Source organism: Roseburia sp. OF03-24 (genome assembly GCF_003463035.1).
GTDB classification, from domain to species: domain Bacteria; phylum Bacillota; class Clostridia; order Lachnospirales; family Lachnospiraceae; genus Roseburia; species Roseburia rectibacter.
This window is the reverse complement of record NZ_QSCK01000001.1, coordinates 58,244-78,659: the sequence shown is the minus strand read 5'-3', so window position 1 is coordinate 78,659 and position 20,416 is coordinate 58,244. Positions and strand designations below refer to the sequence as shown.

Annotated in this window: 15 protein-coding genes, 1 pseudogene and 1 riboswitch; of the genes and pseudogenes, 15 read left to right on the top strand and 1 reads right to left on the bottom strand. The window is 44.6% G+C overall.

Going from position 1 to position 20,416, the window contains the following annotated elements; translation table 11 throughout:
• Positions 1-33: 33 nt before the first annotated feature.
• From DXA60_RS00375 to DXA60_RS19865, 14 genes and pseudogenes are all read left to right on the top strand, one after another.
• Positions 34-1,827 (top strand): ABC transporter ATP-binding protein, encoded by a 1,794-nt coding sequence (locus DXA60_RS00375; protein WP_117918578.1) that lies wholly within the window; start codon positions 34-36, stop codon positions 1,825-1,827.
• Positions 1,827-3,578, top strand: coding sequence for an ABC transporter ATP-binding protein (locus DXA60_RS00370; protein WP_117918576.1), 1,752 nt, complete (start codon positions 1,827-1,829; stop codon positions 3,576-3,578). Before DXA60_RS00375 ends, DXA60_RS00370 begins: the two co-directional genes overlap by 1 nt.
• Before the next feature lie 640 nt (positions 3,579-4,218).
• On the top strand, positions 4,219-6,714 hold the full coding sequence (locus DXA60_RS00365) for an excinuclease ABC subunit UvrA (RefSeq protein WP_117918575.1): 2,496 nt from the start codon (positions 4,219-4,221) through the stop codon (positions 6,712-6,714).
• 263 nt (positions 6,715-6,977) lie between these two features.
• Positions 6,978-8,399 carry a magnesium transporter gene (gene mgtE / locus DXA60_RS00360; protein WP_117918573.1) on the top strand — a complete coding sequence of 474 codons (1,422 nt, stop codon included), beginning with the start codon at positions 6,978-6,980 and terminating at the stop codon, positions 8,397-8,399.
• 16 nt (positions 8,400-8,415) lie between these two features.
• Positions 8,416-9,447, top strand: a complete 1,032-nt coding sequence (locus DXA60_RS00355) for a hypothetical protein (RefSeq protein ID WP_117918571.1) — start codon at positions 8,416-8,418, stop codon at positions 9,445-9,447.
• Between the two features lie 56 nt (positions 9,448-9,503).
• Entirely contained in the window at positions 9,504-12,215 is a 2,712-nt protein-coding gene (locus DXA60_RS00350; protein WP_117918569.1) for a translation factor GTPase family protein, read from the top strand.
• A 64-nt stretch (positions 12,216-12,279) separates the two neighbouring features.
• Positions 12,280-12,528, top strand: coding sequence for a hypothetical protein (locus DXA60_RS00345; protein ID WP_117918567.1), 249 nt, complete (start codon positions 12,280-12,282; stop codon positions 12,526-12,528).
• Positions 12,476-12,931: a hypothetical protein gene (locus DXA60_RS00340; protein ID WP_243006707.1), complete on the top strand. Its 456-nt coding sequence runs from the start codon at positions 12,476-12,478 to the stop codon at positions 12,929-12,931. The genes DXA60_RS00345 and DXA60_RS00340 overlap by 53 nt, the downstream gene beginning before the upstream one ends.
• A 34-nt stretch (positions 12,932-12,965) precedes the next feature.
• Entirely contained in the window at positions 12,966-13,109 is a 144-nt protein-coding gene (locus DXA60_RS18795) for a hypothetical protein (RefSeq protein WP_199536167.1), read from the top strand.
• A 164-nt stretch (positions 13,110-13,273) separates the two neighbouring features.
• Complete coding sequence (locus DXA60_RS00335; protein WP_330414588.1) at positions 13,274-13,702, top strand: DUF1016 N-terminal domain-containing protein; 429 nt, start codon at positions 13,274-13,276, stop codon at positions 13,700-13,702.
• Positions 13,618-15,120 (top strand): ATP-binding protein, encoded by a 1,503-nt coding sequence (locus DXA60_RS00330; protein WP_117918565.1) that lies wholly within the window; start codon positions 13,618-13,620, stop codon positions 15,118-15,120. Before DXA60_RS00335 ends, DXA60_RS00330 begins: the two co-directional genes overlap by 85 nt.
• Before the next feature lie 62 nt (positions 15,121-15,182).
• Positions 15,183-16,724, top strand: a complete 1,542-nt coding sequence (locus DXA60_RS00325) for an RsmF rRNA methyltransferase first C-terminal domain-containing protein (RefSeq protein WP_117918563.1) — start codon at positions 15,183-15,185, stop codon at positions 16,722-16,724.
• Between the two features lie 117 nt (positions 16,725-16,841).
• Positions 16,842-17,090, top strand: coding sequence for an MATE family efflux transporter (locus DXA60_RS19870; RefSeq protein ID WP_330418357.1), 249 nt, complete (start codon positions 16,842-16,844; stop codon positions 17,088-17,090).
• A 50-nt stretch (positions 17,091-17,140) separates the two neighbouring features.
• Positions 17,141-17,428 (top strand): annotated as a pseudogene (locus tag DXA60_RS19865) (MATE family efflux transporter); the annotation flags it as partial.
• A 78-nt stretch (positions 17,429-17,506) separates the two neighbouring features.
• On the opposite strand, the gene DXA60_RS00310 reads toward DXA60_RS19865, so the two are convergent.
• Complete coding sequence (locus DXA60_RS00310) at positions 17,507-18,088, bottom strand: folate family ECF transporter S component (protein ID WP_117918557.1); 582 nt, start codon at positions 18,086-18,088, stop codon at positions 17,507-17,509.
• Positions 18,089-18,151: 63 nt separating this feature from the next.
• Positions 18,152-18,261, bottom strand: a riboswitch (THF riboswitch).
• Between the two features lie 188 nt (positions 18,262-18,449).
• Between DXA60_RS00310 and DXA60_RS00305 the strand changes: the two genes are divergently transcribed.
• On the top strand, positions 18,450-20,336 hold the full coding sequence (locus DXA60_RS00305; RefSeq protein ID WP_117918555.1) for an ATP-dependent nuclease: 1,887 nt from the start codon (positions 18,450-18,452) through the stop codon (positions 20,334-20,336).
• Positions 20,337-20,416: the final 80 nt, after the last annotated feature.

Below are 20,416 nucleotides of genomic sequence, written 5' to 3'. Positions count from 1 at the left end.
CTGCCAGTTTTTAGATAAGGAGGATATTTTTTCATGAAAAAGAATTCTGAGATATCCAGAATGTTTCAATATGCCGGAAACCGCCACTGGCTGACGATCGCAGGTATGATCTTTGCGGGACTGAGTACGGTGTTGTCCATGATCCCGTTTGTCTGTATATGGTTTGTTGTCCGTGACATGTTAAATGCGATGATGGAAGGAGATATCAGTCTTGCTTCCCATAGCAGTACTTATGCGTGGTGGGCAGTTTGTTTTTCGGTCTTAAGTATTTTACTTTATTTTATTGCACTGTGCTGTTCGCATCTGGCGGCATTCCGCACTGCAACAAATATGAAAAAGGCAGCTATGCATCATATCGTCACACTGCCGTTAGGATATTTTAGTGCAAATGCCAGTGGACGCCTAAGGAAAGTGATTGATGACAATGCAGGACTGACTGAGAATTTTCTGGCACATCAGCTTCCTGATCTTACCGGGGCAGTGGTGATGCCGGTCGCAGTGTTCGTGCTGATCTTAGTTTTTGACTGGCGGTTAGGTCTTTGCTGCATGGTTCCGCTTGCCATCAGTCTTTTCTTTTTAAAGCAGATGATGGGTGGCGACAATGCAAACTTTATGGAAGGTTACATGACAGCACTTGAAACCATGAATAAGGAAGCCGTCGAATATATCCGTGGAATCCCGGTTGTAAAAGTGTTCCAGCAGACGGTCTATTCCTTTAAAAATTTCCATGCAGCGATCGGGGAGTACGAAAAATATGCTTCCGGGTATGCGTTAAAATGCCGTATCCCTCTGACCGGTTTTCAGGTTGCATTAAATGGCACATTTATCCTGCTGATTCCGGTTGCGTGTATGATTATGACGGGAGTAAGCGGTCAGGCTGCATATCAGGACGTTATTTTGGATTTCCTGTTTTACAGTCTGTTCACGCCGGTCTGCACAACGATGATGAACCGTGTCATGTTTGCCAGTGAGCAGTTGATGGCTGCAAAAAGTGCAGTGATACGTATTGAGGAAGTGTTAAAAGAACAGCCGTTAGCGGAGCCTTCCAACCCAATGCAGCCGAAAGATGCTTCTGTAGCATTTGAAAATGTGTCATTCTGTTACGCAGGAACAAAAGAAAAAGCACTCGACCAGATCACATTTGAGATCCCAGAAGGAAAGACGGTTGCGCTTGTGGGTGCATCAGGCAGTGGTAAATCTACGGCAGCAAAACTGATCCCACGGTTTTATGATGTGACGGATGGAAGTGTCTGTGTAGGAGGCGTTGATGTCAGACAGATGGATAAGAAAACCCTGATGAACCAGATCGCGTTTGTATTCCAGAACACAAAACTATTTGGGGATACTCTGCTTGAAAATATCCGCGCTGCAAGACCGGAGGCAACACGCGAAGAAGTGATGTGTGCCGTGGAAGCTGCCCAGTGCAGAGAGATCATTGACCGTCTGTCGGACGGGATTGATACGGTTGTGGGAAATGGCGGCACTTATTTATCCGGTGGAGAAAATCAGAGAATCGCATTAGCGAGAGCGATTTTAAAGGACGCTCCGATCATCGTCTTGGATGAGGCGACTGCCTTTGCAGATGCGGAGAACGAGCATCAGATACAGCTTGCTTTTGAAAAACTGACAGCAGAAAAAACGGTTCTCATGATCGCACACCGTCTCTCGACGATACAGAATGCGGATCTGATTTTAGTGTTTGATGGAGGAAAAATCATTGAGCGCGGCACACATGATTCACTGCTGGCTGCAGGCGGCAGATATGCGTCCATGTGGAACAATTATCAGACCTCGGTTCATTGGAAAGTCGGAAAGGAGACGAAATAATGACAAAATATTTTCAAAACAAATATGCATTGAGTAAGCAGGGCGCAAAAGACCTGTGTAAAGGAATCCTTTATTCAGTTCTGGCTTATGTCAGCCTGATGCTTCCGGTTGCACTGCTTGCATGTGTGCTTGATTCTTTCCTTATAGCATTGTCCTGGGACAGCGGGCAGGGTGGAAATATTTTACTGTACACGGTGATCGGAATCGTCATTTTAGCAGTCATATTTGTGATGCATTATCTGCAGTATACACTGACCTATATGGGAACCTATCAGGAGAGTGAACGCCGCAGGATTTCAATCGCGGAAAAGTTAAGGACGATGCCGCTTCGGTTTTTCCATGAGCGTGATCTGTCTGATCTGACGAGTACGATCATGGGGGACTGCGCAGGTTTTGAACACGCATTTTCGCATACCGTACCGCAGTTCTGGGGTTCGATCCTGTCGACTGCGATCGTGTGCATCGTGCTTTTGATCTATGACTGGAGAATGGGACTTGCGCTGCTTGGGGTAGCGCCGGTGGCGTTTGCAATCGTTCTTTTTTCCAGAAAGCTGCAGACAAAGCAGGGGCAGAAACATATCGATGCAAAACTTGCACTGGCAGATGGAATACAGGAATGCTTAGAGACGGTGCAGGACATTAAGGCGTGCAATCAGGAAACGGTATATCTGAAAAAGCTGGATGAAAAAATGGATGCCGCGGAAAAGGCACAGATCTCTTCGGAGATGGTAACGGCAAGCCTTGTGACTACAGGGCAGATGTTTTTGCAGCTTGGACTTGCGACGGTCATTGTTGTCGGAAATACTTTGATGATCAACCATCAGACCACACTGTTTTCCTACATTTTATTCCTGATCGCAGCTTCAAGACTATATGCTCCACTTTCCGGGGCAATGGCAAATATGGCAGAGCTGTTTTCCGTGGATCTTCAGGTAAAGCGCCTGAAAGAAATCCAGGATTATAAAGAGGAAAATAAGAAGAAAGAGTATCAGACAGACGGCTATGATATTACATTCGACCATGTAAGTTTTGCCTACGAACCTGGCAAACCGGTGTTGCGGGATGTTTCTTTCACTGCAAAACAGGGACAGGTAACAGCCCTTGTCGGACCGTCCGGCGGGGGAAAGAGTACGGTGGCAAATTTAGCGGCTGGTTTTTACGATGTGAACGGTGGAAAAATCACACTTGGTGGCACGGATATTGCACCGATCGATTCAGTTGCCATGATGAGAGATTTTTCCGTGGTATTCCAGAACGTAGTTCTTTTCAACAATACCATTATGGAAAATATCCGTATAGGGCGCAAAGATGCGACCGATGAAGAGGTGATCGCTGCTGCAAAGGCGGCGCGCTGTCATACGTTTATTGAAAAACTGCCGGACGGCTATCAGACCGTGATCGGAGAAAACGGCTCCACACTTTCCGGTGGCGAGTGCCAGCGTCTTTCCATTGCCCGTGCACTTTTAAAAGATGCGCCGGTCATTCTGTTAGACGAAGCGACAGCGTCTCTTGATGTGGACAATGAGACAGAGATCCAGGAAGCAATTTCTAAGCTGGTAAAAGGAAAGACAGTCCTTGTCATTGCGCACAGAATGAGAACCGTTGAAAATGCAGACAAGATCGTTGTCCTTGACGGAGGTGTTGTTGCAGAGAGCGGAACACATGATGAACTGATGAAAAAGAACGGACTTTATGCAAGACTGGTAGAACTGCAGACGGCTTCGGCGGACTGGAAGCTGAATGGCAGGTAAAAGTTGAACTGAAAAACGATAAAATCATAAGAAAGACAGGTTCTTTTAGAGGAATTTTTAAGATGCCTGTCTTTTTTATGGGGATAGAGGGGAGTGCAATCCATTATTTTATGTTATACTGTGTCAGGAAAGTTTTTTGATTCATAGGATTCGGGTGTCAAAAGGTGGCTTCCAAATTTTTGATTGTCAAATTGTACAAAGCCGGGGCTGTTTTGTTCCGTTGTCCGAAAATAAGAAAATCTAAGTCTGCCTGTGTTAAATTCTCTCAAAGTGACGTGTACGTCTTAAACTCGCGCCAGTTATGGCACGATGACGTCCATGGGACATTAAGACTTTTGCTGCCGTCCATGGCAGCAAAACACTGCGCATCGACAGGCAAACTAAGATTTTCTAATTTTCTCTCCAAGTCACAAAAACAGTCTCTGCTTTGTGCAATTTGCCAGCCACTAAATTAAAATCCACCTTTTGACACCCGAATCTTCATAGGAAATTACGTCCTATGACTCAAAAAGCCCTACGGGCGGGATGCGCTCTTCGCGGAGAAGAGTTTGCTGTAAACAGCACCGCTCGGGCGCGAAAGAGTCGCAAGCGACTCTTTGTTCTGTGAGCAGGATAAGACGAATAAATAAGGAGTACCATCATGGAAACCAACCATAATGAACCAAAATATATCAGGGTAAAAGGGGCGAGAGTCCACAACCTGAAAAATGTAAATGTGGATGTCCCCCTGCATCAGATCGTGGGGGTCGCAGGTGTGTCCGGTTCGGGCAAATCTTCGCTGGCACTTGGTGTTTTGTATGCAGAGGGTTCCAGACGATATCTGGAGTCACTTTCTACTTATACAAGAAGGCGTATGACAGGAGCGGCGAAAGCACAGGTGGACGAGGTGTTATATGTCCCGGCAGCTTTAGCACTCCATCAGCGTCCGGGAATACCGGGGATCCGCAGTACGTTTGGAACCGGAACTGAACTTTTGAACAGCTTAAGGCTGATGTATTCGAGACTGGCATCCCACCGCTGTCCGAATGGACATTACATAGAGCCTACGTTAAAAGTAGCAGCAGAGCAGGAAATCTTATGTCCGGTGTGCGGGGAAAAAGTACATGCACCGAGTGCGGAAGAACTTGCCTTTAATTCACAGGGGGCGTGCCAAAGATGCGGCGGTACGGGAAGTGTGCTGACAGTGGATTTTGATTCGCTGGTGCCGGACGATTCGATCAGCATTGATGAGGGAGCGGTCGCACCGTGGAACAGTCTGATGTGGTCACTGATGACAGATGTCTGCCGTGAGATGGGCGTGCGCACGGATGTCCCATTCCGGGAACTGACAGACGAGGAGAAAGAGATCGTCTATCACGGCCCGGCTGAGAAAAAACATATTTTTTATAAGGCAAAAAAATCCAACCAGGCGGGTGAACTGGATTTTACCTATTATAATGCCGTTTACACCGTGGAAAATGCGCTTGCAAAAGTAAAAGATGAGAAGGGCATGAAGCGCGTGGAAAAATTTTTAAAGGAAGATATCTGTCCGGAATGTGGCGGCAGCAGGCTTTCTGAAGCTGCGAGAGCACCAAGGCTCCGTGGGATAAGTCTGGATGAAGCCTGCAAAATGACCTTAAAAGAACTGGTGGACTGGGTGGCAGGAGTGCCGGATTCCCTGCCGGAAGAAATGCGTCCCATGGCAGAATCCATCTGTGAATCGTTTCAGGCCGTTGCGAAAAGGCTGATGGATCTGGGACTTTCTTATCTGTCGCTTGACCGGACGGCCTCAACATTGTCGACCGGAGAGAGGCAGCGGATGCAGCTTGCCAGAGCGGTACGAAACCGCACGACAGGCGTTTTGTTTGTGTTAGATGAGCCTTCGATCGGTCTGCACCCGTCGAATATCAAAGGGCTTAATGCCGTGATGCATGATCTGGTCGCGGACGGCAATTCCGTTCTTCTGGTAGACCACGATACGCAGATATTATCGGAGGCGGACTGGCTGATCGAGATGGGACCCGAAGCCGGTGTGGGAGGAGGATATGTGATCGCGGAGGGCAGCATTCCGCAGATTATTTCCAATAAAAAATCCATGATCGGTCCTTTTCTGGCGAAAACGGCAGATATGCATGTCCGCACACAGGCAGGGAAAGAGGAAGTTTTTGCACTTGGAAAACTGCATTTATCCACGGATAACATTCACACGGTAAAGCCATTGGAAGTGGATATTCCAAAGGGCAGACTTACCGTGGTGACCGGTGTTTCCGGTTCGGGGAAGACCACGATGGTTTTAGAGAGTCTGATTCCGGGACTGGAAGCCTCTTTTTGCGGGGAACATCTGCCGAAACATGTGAAGAGTATTTCGGCGGAAGGGATTGCCCATGTGAAACTGATCGATGCCTCACCGATCGGTATCAATGTCCGTTCAACGGTGGCAACTTATGCAAACATACATGATGAACTCCGCAAAATCTATGCAAAAACAGCGGATGCGAAAGACCGGAAATACAAAGCGGGGGATTTTTCCTACAATACTGGAAAGCTGCGCTGCCCGGTCTGCGATGGAACCGGGCAGATCAGTCTGGATGTACAGTTTTTACCGGATGTGGACATCCCATGCCCGGAATGTGGCGGTTCCCGGTACGCGAAAGAGGCATGGCAGATCAGCTATGAAAATAAACAGGGAAACAGGTATTCCCTGCCGGAACTGATGGAGATGGATGTCAATACGGCGCTGCAGGCAGTCAAGGATCTGAAACTGGTGCACCAGAGGCTTGGTGTCCTGAAAAATTTAGGACTTGGATATCTGACGCTGGGGGAGGAAACACCGAGTCTTTCCGGCGGCGAGGCACAGAGACTGAAACTTGCCAGTGAAATGGGAAAAGGACAGTCGGATTCTGTCTTTGTGTTTGATGAGCCGACCATCGGACTGCATCCGTTGGATGTACAGACGTTACTTGGCGTATTTCAGGCGCTGGTCGATAACGGGGCGACTGTGCTCGTCATTGAACATGATCTGGATGTGATCCGAAATGCAGATTATATCATTGATATGGGCCCCGGCGGCGGAGAGGAGGGCGGCAGAGTGGTCGCCTGCGGGACACCGGAGCAGATTGCAGCGAATGAGGAGAGTGTTACGGGGAAATATCTATAAAGAACAGGGGTTGCGTTTCTCATCCATTTCTGCTACAATGACCACGTCATTTTTAGATATATCCAAATTCAAATTTTAATGGAGGTGAATTTTCATGGACAGTTGCGATAGCGTAGGACGAAGTAAAATATGCGATGTACGAAGATGTAAAAAAAGAATGTGGCTGTCTGTGAAAGTCTGACCGCCATATTCTATATTGTTGAGCACCTTTTTATACATCGCATCAGAGGATCCTTGCAATCACAATGAAGCGATGTATTTTTATGCCCATTTCAGGCGAAAAGGAGGTCACAATGAGAAAAGTATTAATCCCGAAAAAAGACTATGTAAAAGAACTGATAAAGATCATCCGTGTTACAAAAGATGAGCAGAAATTACGGAATCTGCTGTCAGATTATCATGAGAAAGATATCGCGGAGGCAATCACATTTCTGACGGAGACTGAGCGGAAGCATCTCTACCGTGTGCTCGGCTCTGAAAGGATCGCAGAGATATTTTCCTATTTTGATGATGCGGAAATGTACTTGGAGGAACTGTCTTTAGATCAGGCAGCAAAAGTAATTTCCTACATGGATGCAGATGATGCACTTGACGTGTTAGATGATTTGTCCGAGTCAAAGAAAAATGAGATCGTGAGCCATCTGGATGCGGACGCACAGAAAGATGTGCAGAAACTGCTCTCCTATGAGGAGGATGAGATTGGAAGCTGCATGACGAACAACTTTGTCTGTATTTCAGAGGAGCTGTCCATCCGGGAAGCGATGAGCGAACTGGTCCGCCAGGCGGGGGAACATGATAATATTTCAACGATTTATGTTACTGATACAGAGGAAAAATTTGCCGGAGCGATCGATCTGAAAGATCTGATCATCGCGAGAGAAAATACACCTCTGCAGGAGATCATAAGCAGCTCTTATCCATATGTGTATGAACATGAAAATATCAGTGAATGTGTGGAAAAGATCGCAGATTATGAGGAGGATTCCATCCCGGTACTGACACAGGATGGAAAGATAGCCGGTATTCTGACTGCAACAGATATCGTGGAGTTAGTAGATGATGCGATGGGAGATGACTATGCAAAACTTGCAGGTCTGACCTCCGAGGAGGATTTAAAGGAACCGACGATCGTGAGTATGAAAAAGAGACTGCCGTGGCTGATCATACTGTTGTTCCTTGGGATGACAGTGTCCTCTGTTGTCGGAATATTTGAATCTGTGGTTGCAGTTCTGCCGATCGTGATCTGCTTTCAGTCGCTGGTGCTTGATATGGCAGGAAATGTTGGTACGCAGTCGCTTGCAGTAACGATCCGTGTACTTGTGGATGAGGATTTAGATACCAGAAAAAAACTGGCTCTTCTCGGAAAAGAAATGAAGATCGGCTTTTTAAACGGAGCGAGCCTTGGCGTCATGGCACTTGTATTTCTTGGCATTTACATCCACCTGTTCAAAAAATATGCCTGGATGTCAGCATTCCTGATTTCCGGGTGCGTTGGGATTTCTCTGGTCGTTGCGATGGTAATCTCTGGTTTTGTAGGTACGATCATCCCGATGTTCTTCCACAAGATCCATATTGATCCGGCAGTTGCATCCGGTCCGCTGATCACGACGGTGAATGATCTGGTTGCAGTGATCACTTATTATGGATTGGCGATGGTATTTCTGATCGATATTTTTCATATTTAGGAGGAACGGAGATATTATGAATACACAAAATTTAAGAACCCTTTTTCCAACTGTAACGAAACAAAAAATACTGAATCTGTCATATGGCGAGGGAGAACATTATACAGTGCTTCCCATGATTGCAAAAAAAGAGGATACATTTTATCTGTGGGAAATTTCAGCCATGTCGGAACAGGAATATGAACACAGAAACAGAACATACAAAGAAGCGAAGACAAACCGGGCAGAGTTAAAGCAGAATCTGGAAGAAGCAGACCAGGTGTGGATCGAAAAAATTGTAAGCGGTGGCTGCTGTTTTGAGGCCGCTTCAGCAACAGGCACCTGTCTTGGCGAGAGATATAATATAGAGGAACAGATACAGTTTTTATATATGCTTGGACAGGGAGCGGAGTTAGGGGAGTTAGAACAGGTGGAGCTTGACAGGCTGTTTATCACCTGCTATGAACTGACGGGAAAAGACGGGCAGGAATTGTCCGAAGAAGCATTCTGGAATATGGGAAATGAGGATGTTACGGTTACGCTGTCAGAACAGCACCGATCTGTTCTGGTACAAAAAAGATTCCGCTTAAAGACGGGGGAATATACAAAACCCAAAGTGCTCCATCTGACCGGAGAGGCAGAAAGCAGTGTTTATATTCATGGCATCCGTTTCCATGATGTCTGGAAAGAGGCAGAGACACGTTTTGAAGATAAACACTATCTGGAACATTTCAGCAAAGAACAGATTGCACAGATGAAGCACGACTTTATGGAACTTCTGCCGCAGATATGTCCCAAAGGCTGTGTCCTGCCCATGATCGAATATGAGTGCGACAGGGATTATCAGATGCAGTTTTACACAACGGAATATCTGAAATGCGCACCAAAGCATCATTCTTTGGCATTATTTTTCGCGATGCGTCCGGACACGCAGATCGGACCGATGGGATACAAAAACAGGGTATGCCAGTTAGAAGCAGTGGAGGAAGGCTTTGAGGGGGAGATATCCGTTGAATTATTTTTGTGTCATAAAACAATACTGGGAGAAGAGAAAAAAGCAAGGCATTAATGCAAATTTTGTGTTATCATGAGTGCAGGTGAAAGAAAGCAGGAGTGGAGATTTTTATGACACAGACTCATATAAATATTGCAATGTTAGCACATGTTGACGCCGGAAAGACGACATTATCAGAGGCGTTATTATATAAAAGCGGCAGCATCCGCAAAGCCGGACGTGTGGATAATAAAGATGCATTTTTAGATACAAATGAAATGGAAAGAAACCGTGGAATCACGATTTTTTCCAAACAGGCAGTTTTTTCGTATGGAGGATGCGAATTTATACTGTTAGATACACCGGGACATGTGGATTTTTCTGCGGAAATGGAGCGTACCTTGCAGGTGCTTGACTATGCTGTGCTGATCATAAGCGGTGCGGACGGTGTGCAGGGACATACGAGGACACTTTGGCGTCTTCTGGCACGTTATAATATCCCGACGTTTATCTTTGTCAATAAGATGGATCAGCAGGGAACAGACCACGACAAATTATTGGCACAGATCAAAGATACATTGGGCAGTGCCTGTGTGGATTTTTCAAAAAATACAGATGGAACATATCTGGATGAGGATTTTTATGAGAACGTGGCTGTCTGCAATGAAAAAGTCTTAGAAACATATTTAGAAGGCGGCAGTATCGAAGATGAATCTGTCCGTGAAATGATACAGAAAAGGGAGTTATTTCCATGTTTCTTCGGTTCTGCACTGAAAATGGAAGGGATCGAGGAGCTGCTTTTTGCACTTTCTGAATATACGAAAATGCCGGAGTATCAGGAAAAGTTTGGTGCAACCGTATTTAAGATCACACGCGATGCGCAGGGCAGCCGTCTCACACACTTAAAAGTTACAGGCGGTGTGCTCAAGGCTAGAAATCTGCTGACAGGACATAAACAGAATAAGCCGGAGGATATCTGGGAGGAAAAGGTAAACCAGATCCGTATCTATTCCGGTGAAAAATATGAGACAAAAGATGAGGTGGAAGCGGGAACCATCTGTGCCGTGACCGGATTATCCTATACCTATCCGGGTGAGGGATTAGGAATCCAGACGGAGTCGGAACTGCCGATTTTAGAGCCGGTGCTGACCTACGAACTGATCCTGCCGGATGGTGTGCAGCCACAGGCAATGATGCCGAAACTTGCAATGTTGGAGGAAGAAGAGCCGGAACTTCACATTGTGTGGAATGAACAACTGCAGGAGATCAAGATACAGATCATGGGGGAAGTGCAGATCGAGATTTTAAAAGCACTGATCTTTGAGCGTTTTGGTGTGGAGGTGGAATTTGGCACAGGAAAGATCCTTTACCGTGAGACGATCGCAGATACCGTGGAGGGAGTGGGACATTTTGAACCACTGCGTCATTATGCGGAGGTACATCTTTTGCTAGAGCCGGGAGAAAACAGCAGCGGTCTTACCTTTGCAGCGGATGTCAGTGAGGATATGCTGGCAAGAAACTGGCAGAGACTGGTGCTTACCCATTTAGAGGAAAAAGAACATGTCGGTGTGCTGACAGGCTCACCGGTTACAGATATGAAGGTCACGTTGGTTGCCGGACGTGCACATTTAAAACATACAGAGGGCGGCGATTTCAGACAGGCTACTTACCGTGCCTTAAGGCAGGGATTAAAACAGGCACAGTCCGTTCTGTTAGAGCCATGGTATGATTTCAGGCTTGAACTACCGAATGAATGTATTGGACGTGCCATGAATGATATCGAAGGAATGTCAGGTAAATTTGATGCTCCGGACCGGAACGGGGAGATGGCAGTACTCACAGGAATCGTTCCGGTTGCATCGATACGTGATTATGCAAAAGATGTTATGGCATATACCAAGGGACATGGAAGCCTTACCTGTACGCTGCACGGTTATCTGCCATGCCATAATACAGAGGAGGTTGTCGAGGCGCTTGGTTATGATTCAGAGCGCGATCTGGCAAATCCGACAGGTTCCGTATTCTGTGCCCATGGAGCAGGATTTGTTGTCCCATGGGATCAGGTTATGGATTATATGCATTTGGAAAGTGTGCTAAAGCCGGCAAAAGAAACAGAGGAATGGCAGCCAAAGCAGGTTTACATGCAGCAGCAGAGCAGGGAAGAAGAATGGATTGGCACGGATGAGATTGACAGAATCTTAAATCAGACATACAATGCTAATAAACGGGAAAAATCTGCTCCGGGGCGCAATGTCTGGAAAAGGTCAGGAGGGAGCAGTGCAAATGTACCGCTGGTGACAAGAACTTATACGCCGCCGCTGTCGGAAAAAGAATATCTGCTTGTGGATGGCTACAATGTCATTTTTGCATGGGATGAGTTAAATGAACTTGCCCGTGATAATGTAGACGGGGCGCGTGGAAAACTTCTCGATATTATGTGTGATTATCAGGGTATGCGCGGATGTGAGCTGATCGTGGTGTTTGACGCATACCGTGTGCAGGGGCATAAGACAGAAATGTTTGATTACCACAATATTCATGTGGTTTATACGAGAGAGGCAGAGACTGCCGATCAGTATATCGAGAAATTCGCACATGAAAATGGCAGAAAATACCGTGTGACGGTTGCGACTTCGGATGGTTTAGAGCAGATCATCATCCGGGGAGCCGGATGTGTGCTGATCTCCGCAAGAGAGCTGGAAAAAGAGATCGCACGCAAACGCGGGGAAATGTTAGAGACATATCATGCAAAACGTGAGCCGGAGAAGAAGGTACATATGGCAGAGCATATTTCTGCTGAGGTAGCAGAAGCAGTCAGAAAAGCGGATCAGTGTGAAAAATAACATTTTTCACAGGTAAGATTTGTGCTTATGCATCAGCTTGATATGCGCAGGAATGGAGATTCTCATGAATAAAAAGGAAGAAGTAAACTTTACACAGTCCGGATTTTTAAAGATCGATGGGAAAAAAAGAGTGTCTGTGAGATTTGAACGTGGAAGTGATATTGCAGAAGGCATGGTTCCGCCGGGAAAAATTACAAAGAATCATGGATTTTCCGATAAGGAAGTAGCAGGGTTAGAAGTCTATCTGGAGATGAACTGTGATGAGATATACAAAAAAGCGAAGGAAATTGGTAAATTTACAAACCTGTTATAAAAGAATATTGCCGTTATTTTTCGCATGGATGATCCTGCTTACGACCTGCGTGGGCAGCCAGTCGGATGTCTTTCAGCTGATATCTTATGAGAAAACATCCGGTCAGACAATGCTTTCCGGCGAGCGTATCGTAAAAACACATGATGCATTGTTAGAGACTGCCAGAGGACGCTCTGAGACATTAGAAAGCGGGAGAGCAAAAGAATTTGCTTCTATAAACTGGCGCAGAATGGCGGGGGTCACGGTAAGGATACTTCTTGTCATACTGCCGGCACTGATCCTGCAGTTCTGGAGTATCTGGTACCGCAGGGCGGATGAGATCATTCCACGGGGACTGCTTTTAGTGCAGTTTGTGAGAAGGGCGGATGGAAAAAAGAATGGCATTTTTTCTCTCATGAAATAAAAACAAAAATATTATTTTATGAGAGGTAGAAAAAATGCAGATTCTTATTTGGGTTATGATGATCGTTGGTGGTGCCGCAGGACTTTTGTCCACGGCTTATCTGGTATTGGCTATGCCGATAATTATTGTGTGGAAGATTTTCCGCAAGGTAAAATACCGGATACCGATCTGTGACTGAGAAAATTGGAATTAAATTTGAAAGGATCTGGGCATATATACCAGATCCTTTTTATCAGAGGAGAAATGACGGATGAATGTTGTGACAAAAATGGATCATAATGATATTATGAATAATTTTCAAAAAACAGATAATATCCTGAATGATGTACAGAACATTATAGAATTTTATTACAGGTGCATGACGAAGCTGCACGTAAATGGTATGAGAAAGAAGCATATGAACAGACCTGGAGTGTGCGCACGTTACAGAGAAATATAGATACACAGTATTATTACCGTTTATTACAGTCTAAAGACAAAGAACCCGTAGAGCATGAAATGAAAGAAAAAACTCTGACTTATCAGCAGGATAAACTGGAGTTTATAAAAAATCCGGTTGTCGTTGAATTTTTGGGGCTGACGCCGGATATATCTTTTACAGAAACAAAACTTGAAGCATGCATTATTACAAATTTGCAGAAACTTTACAAAGAAACCAATTTGATTTCAGATCAGGAGGTAGCAATATGGCAGAAGATACGTTGTTTTCCGGCGAATCAAAGAATGTTGAGTACAAGATTACTGTACCAGAAAAAAGCGAAAAATACATGAAAACAGTGGTAGCTTTTGCCAATGGCAGAGGTGGCAGGATTGTTTTTGGAATAGATGATAAGTCTTTAGATGTTGTTGGAATGGATGTAGATAATATTTATAAGACCATGGATGCCATTACCAATGCAATTTCTGATTCCTGTGAGCCGGCTATCAGACCAGATGTTGCTATGCAGGCCGTCAGGGATAAGACAGTGATTGTGTTGGAGATACTTCCGGGTGCAGAGCGTCCGTATTATATCAAATCACAGGGCATGTTTGAGGGTACTTATGTGCGTGTGGCAGGCACGACCAGACATGTGGAAGATTATATGTTAAAAGAACTGATTCTGGAGGGGAAGAATCGCTATTTTGACAGTGAAATATGCCAGAATATGAAAATAACTGACGGTGAGATTGAGGAACTTTGTAAGAGCATGAAAGAGACTGCTATACGAAATACATGGCAGGACAGCGAAAAGGCAAAGATTAAGGATGTTACCAAAAATGTGCTGATTTCATGGGGGGTTCTGAAGGAAGAAGGCGGAAATGTATATCCGACGAATGCGTATGCACTTCTGACCGGACGGATGTTTCAGCAGCCAGTTATTCAATGTGGTGTATTCAAGGGAATCAATAGAGCCCATTTTGTGGATCGAAGAGAATTTGAAGGTTCCATTCAGGAACAGATGGAAGCTGCATACCAGTATGTACTTGAAAAAATCAATATGGGTATGACGATAAAAGGAATGTATAGACAGGATGTGTATGAGCTGCCTACAGACAGTATCAGAGAGTTGATTGCAAATGCTGTTGCACATCGTAGTTACCTGGAACCGGGAAACATACAGGTAGCATTGTATGATAACAGGCTGGAGATTACTTCTCCAGGTATGCTTCTGAACAATGTTACGATTGCAAAAATGATGGAAGGTTACTCAAAACCGAGAAATCCTGCAATCGCAAGAGCTTTTGCATACATGAAAATCATTGAAAAATGGGGAACCGGAATACCGAGGTTATTTGAAGCCTGCGAGGAGTATGGTTTGCCTAAACCGGAGCTGATTGATTTTGATGGCGATTTTAGGGTAAATTTATATCGAAAAAAGGAGACTGATACAGAAATTAACGAGAAAATTTACCAGAGGGTGAATGATGTGATTGGTAGGGTATATCAGAGAAAAAATGAACCTCAAAATGAACCTCAAAATGAACCCCAAAATGAACCTCAAAATGACCCCCAAAGACTTGGTGTTTTGGAAGAAGGACTTTTGAATTTGATTCGCCAGGATGGGCATGTGACACGGGACGAAATGGCAAGTCAGATGAAGGTTTCATTAAGCACGGTTAAGCGTTCGATAAATAAATTGAAAGATAATGGCTTAATTGAATATGAGGGCTCAAGTAAAAGTGGCTATTGGATAATTAAGCAGAGCTGAACGAATGGAAGAATTAAAATTATAGCAGAAAGAATCGGAAGAAGAAGCAGGGAGGATTTAAAATGCTTCCACAAGCGTTTTTAAACAGAATGGAATCGATGCTTGGAGAGGAATATCCAGCATTTTTAGAAAGTTATGAGAAAGAAAAATATCAGGCACTGCGGTTAAACAGCATCAAGGGAGATATTGCGCAGATGAAAGACAAGGTGCCGTTTCAATTACAGCCCGTAGCATGGGCGAAAGACGGATTTTACTATGAAAAGGATGATACCCCTGGAAAGTATCCGCTTCATGAGGCTGGTGTGTATTATATCCAGGAGCCGAGTGCCATGGCTCCGGTATCTTATCTGATGGGGGATTATGATATAAAAAGACTGCCGAGCGGAGCGAGTGTAGATAGCGATCATGAAGCGGAGCTTCATGATATAGCGCACAAAGAGGCTGCATCCTGTCAGGAGCGGATCTTAGATCTTTGCGCAGCACCGGGTGGAAAGAGTACACAGATCGCGGCAAGAATGAATGAAATGTATATATCCGGTCAGTGGAACGAGCAGGGTCTTCTCATCTGTAACGAGATCCATCCGGCACGGGCAAAGATTTTGTCCGAAAATGTGGAGCGGATGGGCATTGCAAATGCGATGGTGACAAATGAAACACCGCAGCGTTTAGCAGAGGTGTTTGAGGAGTATTTTACAAGGATTCTGGTGGATGCACCGTGTTCCGGGGAAGGAATGTTCCGTAAAAATGAGGCGGCGTGTGAAGAATGGAGTACAGAAAATGTTAAAATCTGTGCCGAAAGGCAGGATGGCATTTTAGACTGTGCGGCATCCATGCTTGCACCGGGTGGCAGAATCGTGTATTCAACATGTACTTTTGCACCGGCAGAAAATGAAGGAAGCATGACACGCTTTTTGTTGCGGCACCCGGAGTTTCATATCGTGGAAGTAAAAAAGGCAGAAGGCATGTCGGCAGGAGTACCGGAGTGGGCTTATTTTGAAGAAGAGAAAGGACAGGTACTCCTGGAGATCGCACAGACGATCCGGCTCTGGCCACAGCATTTAAATGGAGAAGGACATTATCTGGCTGTGCTTAAAAAAGAAGGAACGCTAAGACAGGGATATTGCCGGAATGGTGAAGAAAAAGGAATCGCGGCAAAAGATCTGAAAGTACAGGGAAAGGGAATTGTAGAATTTTTGGATTTTGCGAAAGATACATTAGATCCGCAGACATTAGCCGGACTGGAGAAAAATGGTACATATCTGAAGTTTGGAGATCAGCTTTACCTTGCACCGAAGGGTATGCCGTCTGTAAAAGGTCTTAAAGTCTTACGTCCGGGACTACATCTTGGAACGTTAAAGAAGAATCGTCTGGAGCCATCCCATGCACTTGCTCTGGCACTGAAAAAAGAACAGGTTCGTTATGCTGCAGATTTAGCTTCGGATGGAGATATGATCCGCAGTTACTTAAACGGTGGAACATTTTCTTATGATGGTGAAAAGGGCTGGTACCTGATCACGGCGGCTGGATTTAGTACCGGCTGGGGAAAACTGGCTGGTGGAGTCATGAAAAATCATTATCCGAAAGGACTGCGGAAAACGTGGTAGTGTATTTTTGTACAAATATGGAATGTACAAAGAACAGCAAAAAATGAGGATAGTGTGAAAAATACATTTTTTACACGCAAGATTTGTGCTTAAAACAGTGTAAAAATGAAGATTAGTATGTTACAGCAGGATCTTACAACAGGAAATATCACATCGAAGCTGTGGATGTTTGCACTGCCGCTCATGCTTGGCAATGTCATGCAGCAGTTTTATAATCTGGCAGATACCTGGATCGTTGGCAGATATATCGGATCGGATGCGATGGCAGCGGTGGGAATCAAAGGGACTGCAGAGGCGACGACCATTTCCCAGTATATATCGGGAGTGGGACTGATGATCTATTATCATATATGTTATCCGTCGTAAACAGCTTTGGCACGGTCGTAATGTCTGCATTTGTGGGAGCGGGTAAGAAAGAAATCATAGAAGTCGGAGTGACCTATTTAAGGATTGAAGGGGCATGTTATATCGGAATCGGTGTACTTTTTATGCTTTACGGTTATTACCGGGCGGTGAATATTCCGAAAATGTCTCTGATACTGACGATCATTTCACTTGGAACAAGAGTTCTTCTGGCATACACACTGCCGAAAATAGCCGGAATAGGAGTGATCGGCATCTGGGTGGCAATCCCGATCGGATGGCTGCTTGCAGATGTGTATGGAATCCGATATTATTTAAAAAGACACCCTTTCACAGAGTAGTGAAGGAGTGTCTTTCCCTATTACATAAAAAGCCCTACGGGCAGAAGTTGTTCTTGTTTTAATGAAATCGGATTCCTGTCAGGCGCGCTCTTTGGCACCTGTTGTTATTGTGAAAAATCCAAACTGTGCTGCGATTTTTCTGGCGTAAGTCAGGGCGAAAAATAAGATAAAGCTGTCGATCGGCAGCATGATCACGTTTTTGATCACACGCGGGCCGAGCAGTGCAATAAATCCTTTGCCGTAAAGCATGGAGATCCAGAGCGTATTCAGACCGCAGTTGATGACCAGCTTTACAAAAAACTCGGCGATCACGATACGCTTGATGGAGACTGGACGACGGTAGAGCAGGCTGCCGTAGATCAGACCGGAAAGCATGGCATTAAAGGTGAATCCAAAGAAAAAAGGACCATCCGGCTTTAAGACATACTTTAACAGGTCAAGTGCACCGCCAAACAGGCATCCGACAACCGGACCAAACAAAAATTCGACAATGCGGTTCGGCAGACCGGAAAAGCCGATCTTGATGTAGGGACCAAGCTGGATACTTGCCACAAGACTAAGCACGATGGCGAGTGCAGCTAAGAGTCCACAGAGCACGATCGTCTTTGTGCGACACAGCTCTTTTAGTGATTGTTGATACAGTTCTTTTAATTTTTTCATAAAAAAAGCCTCCTTCCTTAGCAGTTTCCTAAAACCGCATAGAGGAGACATATACCTTTATGCAGCAGCGGGATGCGAATTCTGTACCGCAAACAAAAGCATTGCTTTTGTTTTTCGTCCGTGTGACAACTCCCTGTTCACATGGCACTTAACGCACAGAGTTCTACTCTGCTAATATGAAATATTAGTTTTGACAAGTTCTGTTATAGCACACTGCTATAACATTGTAAAGAAGAACTTATATTTCATACTATATTTTTTAATATGACTGATAAGTTATGGAAGGAAAAAGATGGATGACGGACGGGTATTTCGGTGTTAAAATAAAAAAGAAAAGAATGATGCAGGAAGGGAGACGGAAATGAAGCTGACCGGTATCCATATTAAAAATTTTAAAGCAATCCATGAGATGAAGATCGATAACATTGAAAATGCGCTGATCTTAGTAGGGCAGAATAATACCGGAAAGACGACAATCTTAGAGGCGATCCGTGCGGCTTTTGGAGACTATCGCATTTCTTCGGAAGATTTTGACGGGGACAGCGCCAATATCGAGATGGATCTGTCACTGGAATTTTTGGATGAAGATCTGAAATGGCTGCATCAGAATGGCGTGGTCAGCCAGTATAAAAGATATGAGACATGGTTTGAAGATTTCTGCAAAAAGCTGCCTTCTTTTTCGGTAAAAGAAAATAACGAAGAAGGCGGTGCGCTGCAGTTTACCTTTATCGCGCACAGGGATGGATGGGTGCGGTATCAGGATAAGGAGCACAAAAATAATTCCTGCATCCCACAGATATTTCCAAAGATATACTATCTGGATGCAGAGCGTGATCTAAATCAGCTTCAGGGAGATCTTTTAATGCTTCAGGAGGATGAGCTGTTAAAGCGGATGCGCGCGGACACCTGTATGTTTAATCAGGCAAAAAAATGCGGCCACTGTTTTTCCTGTATTGGTCTGATCGAGAAAAAGTCGCCTGCAGAGCTGGATGCATTTGAGACAGCAAAGCTGTTAGATTATAAACTTTACCAGTTGAATCTGGATGAATTTGCGAAAAAAGTAAACCAGAATTATAAGAAGAACGGCGGACAGGATGAAATCCTTTATTCCATGAACCGCGATGTGGAGCGGATGTTAAAAGTTACGACGGAGATCCATAATCCGGCGCAGAATCTGACCAGACCGGTAGCGAAGATGGGAAAAGGCATGCGCAGCATTTATATGTTGTCTTTACTTGAGACTTATACGGGGACGAAAGGGCGGATTCCAAGTATTCTTATGATCGAAGATCCGGAGATATTTCTTCACCCGAAACTTCAGAAGGTTTCCGGTGAGATTTTATACCGTCTGTCCAGAAAAAATCAGGTGATTTTTTCCACGCACTCGCCGAATTTGCTGGCAAATTTTAACAGCAGGCAGATAAGACAGATTGTTTTAGATGGCGAAGGATATTCAAAGATGTGTGCAAAGACGGATGTGAGTGCGATCCTTGAAGACCTTGGTTATACGGCAAATGATCTGATGAATGTGAATTTCGTATTTATCGTGGAAGGCAAGCAGGATAAGAGCCGTCTGCCGCTTCTGATCCGGAAGTATTATTCAGAGACTTATGATGAAAATGGAAAACTTTCAAGAATTGCGATCATCACGACAAACAGTTGTACAAATATCAAAACTTATGCCAATCTGAAATATATGAATCAGATCTATCTGCGTGACCAGTTTCTGATGATACGTGACGGAGATGGAAAAGACAGGATGGAATTAGGAAAACAGCTCTGCCGTTATTATGAACAGCGGAGTTTAGAGGATGTCGACACACTGCCAAAGGTAAGACCGGAGAATGTTCTGATCTTAAAATATTATTCCTTTGAAAACTATTTCTTTAATCCGAAAGTGATGGCGGAACTCGGAGTGGTCGCATCTGAGGAGGCATTTTATGAGACGCTGTTTGATAAATGGAAGGAATATCTGTATCGTCTCAGCAGTGGCAGACATCTGACAGAAGTATTAGGATATGAGATGCAGAGTGTATCCGACATTAAAGAACATATGGAGGAGATAAAAATCTATCTGCGCGGGCATAACCTGTATGATATTTTTTATGGAAGATACAAAGATCAGGAAGAGGAGCTTTTAAAACGTTATATTGACCTTGCGCCGCAGGAAGATTTTTCCGATATTTTAGATGCAATCGATCATTTTATTTATTTTGAGAGCAGAAAAAAGGACGGAGATTTCAGATAATATGAAGAACATAGTGTGAAAAATACATTTTTCACACGCAAGATTTGTGCTTCTCACAAACTTGTGATGCAAATAAAAAC

Coding starts and splice junctions, on each gene's coding strand:
- DXA60_RS00375 (WP_117918578.1), top strand. CDS start 34: ATGAAAAAGAATTCTGAGATATCCAGAATGTTTCAATATGCCGGAAAC.
- DXA60_RS00370 (WP_117918576.1), top strand. CDS start 1,827: ATGACAAAATATTTTCAAAACAAATATGCATTGAGTAAGCAGGGCGCA.
- DXA60_RS00365 (WP_117918575.1), top strand. CDS start 4,219: ATGGAAACCAACCATAATGAACCAAAATATATCAGGGTAAAAGGGGCG.
- mgtE (WP_117918573.1), top strand. CDS start 6,978: ATGCCCATTTCAGGCGAAAAGGAGGTCACAATGAGAAAAGTATTAATC.
- DXA60_RS00355 (WP_117918571.1), top strand. CDS start 8,416: ATGAATACACAAAATTTAAGAACCCTTTTTCCAACTGTAACGAAACAA.
- DXA60_RS00350 (WP_117918569.1), top strand. CDS start 9,504: ATGACACAGACTCATATAAATATTGCAATGTTAGCACATGTTGACGCC.
- DXA60_RS00345 (WP_117918567.1), top strand. CDS start 12,280: ATGAATAAAAAGGAAGAAGTAAACTTTACACAGTCCGGATTTTTAAAG.
- DXA60_RS00340 (WP_243006707.1), top strand. CDS start 12,476: ATGAGATATACAAAAAAGCGAAGGAAATTGGTAAATTTACAAACCTGT.
- DXA60_RS18795 (WP_199536167.1), top strand. CDS start 12,966: ATGCAGATTCTTATTTGGGTTATGATGATCGTTGGTGGTGCCGCAGGA.
- DXA60_RS00330 (WP_117918565.1), top strand. CDS start 13,618: ATGGCAGAAGATACGTTGTTTTCCGGCGAATCAAAGAATGTTGAGTAC.
- DXA60_RS00325 (WP_117918563.1), top strand. CDS start 15,183: ATGCTTCCACAAGCGTTTTTAAACAGAATGGAATCGATGCTTGGAGAG.
- DXA60_RS19870 (WP_330418357.1), top strand. CDS start 16,842: ATGTTACAGCAGGATCTTACAACAGGAAATATCACATCGAAGCTGTGG.
- DXA60_RS00310 (WP_117918557.1), bottom strand. CDS start 18,088: ATGAAAAAATTAAAAGAACTGTATCAACAATCACTAAAAGAGCTGTGT.
- DXA60_RS00305 (WP_117918555.1), top strand. CDS start 18,450: ATGAAGCTGACCGGTATCCATATTAAAAATTTTAAAGCAATCCATGAG.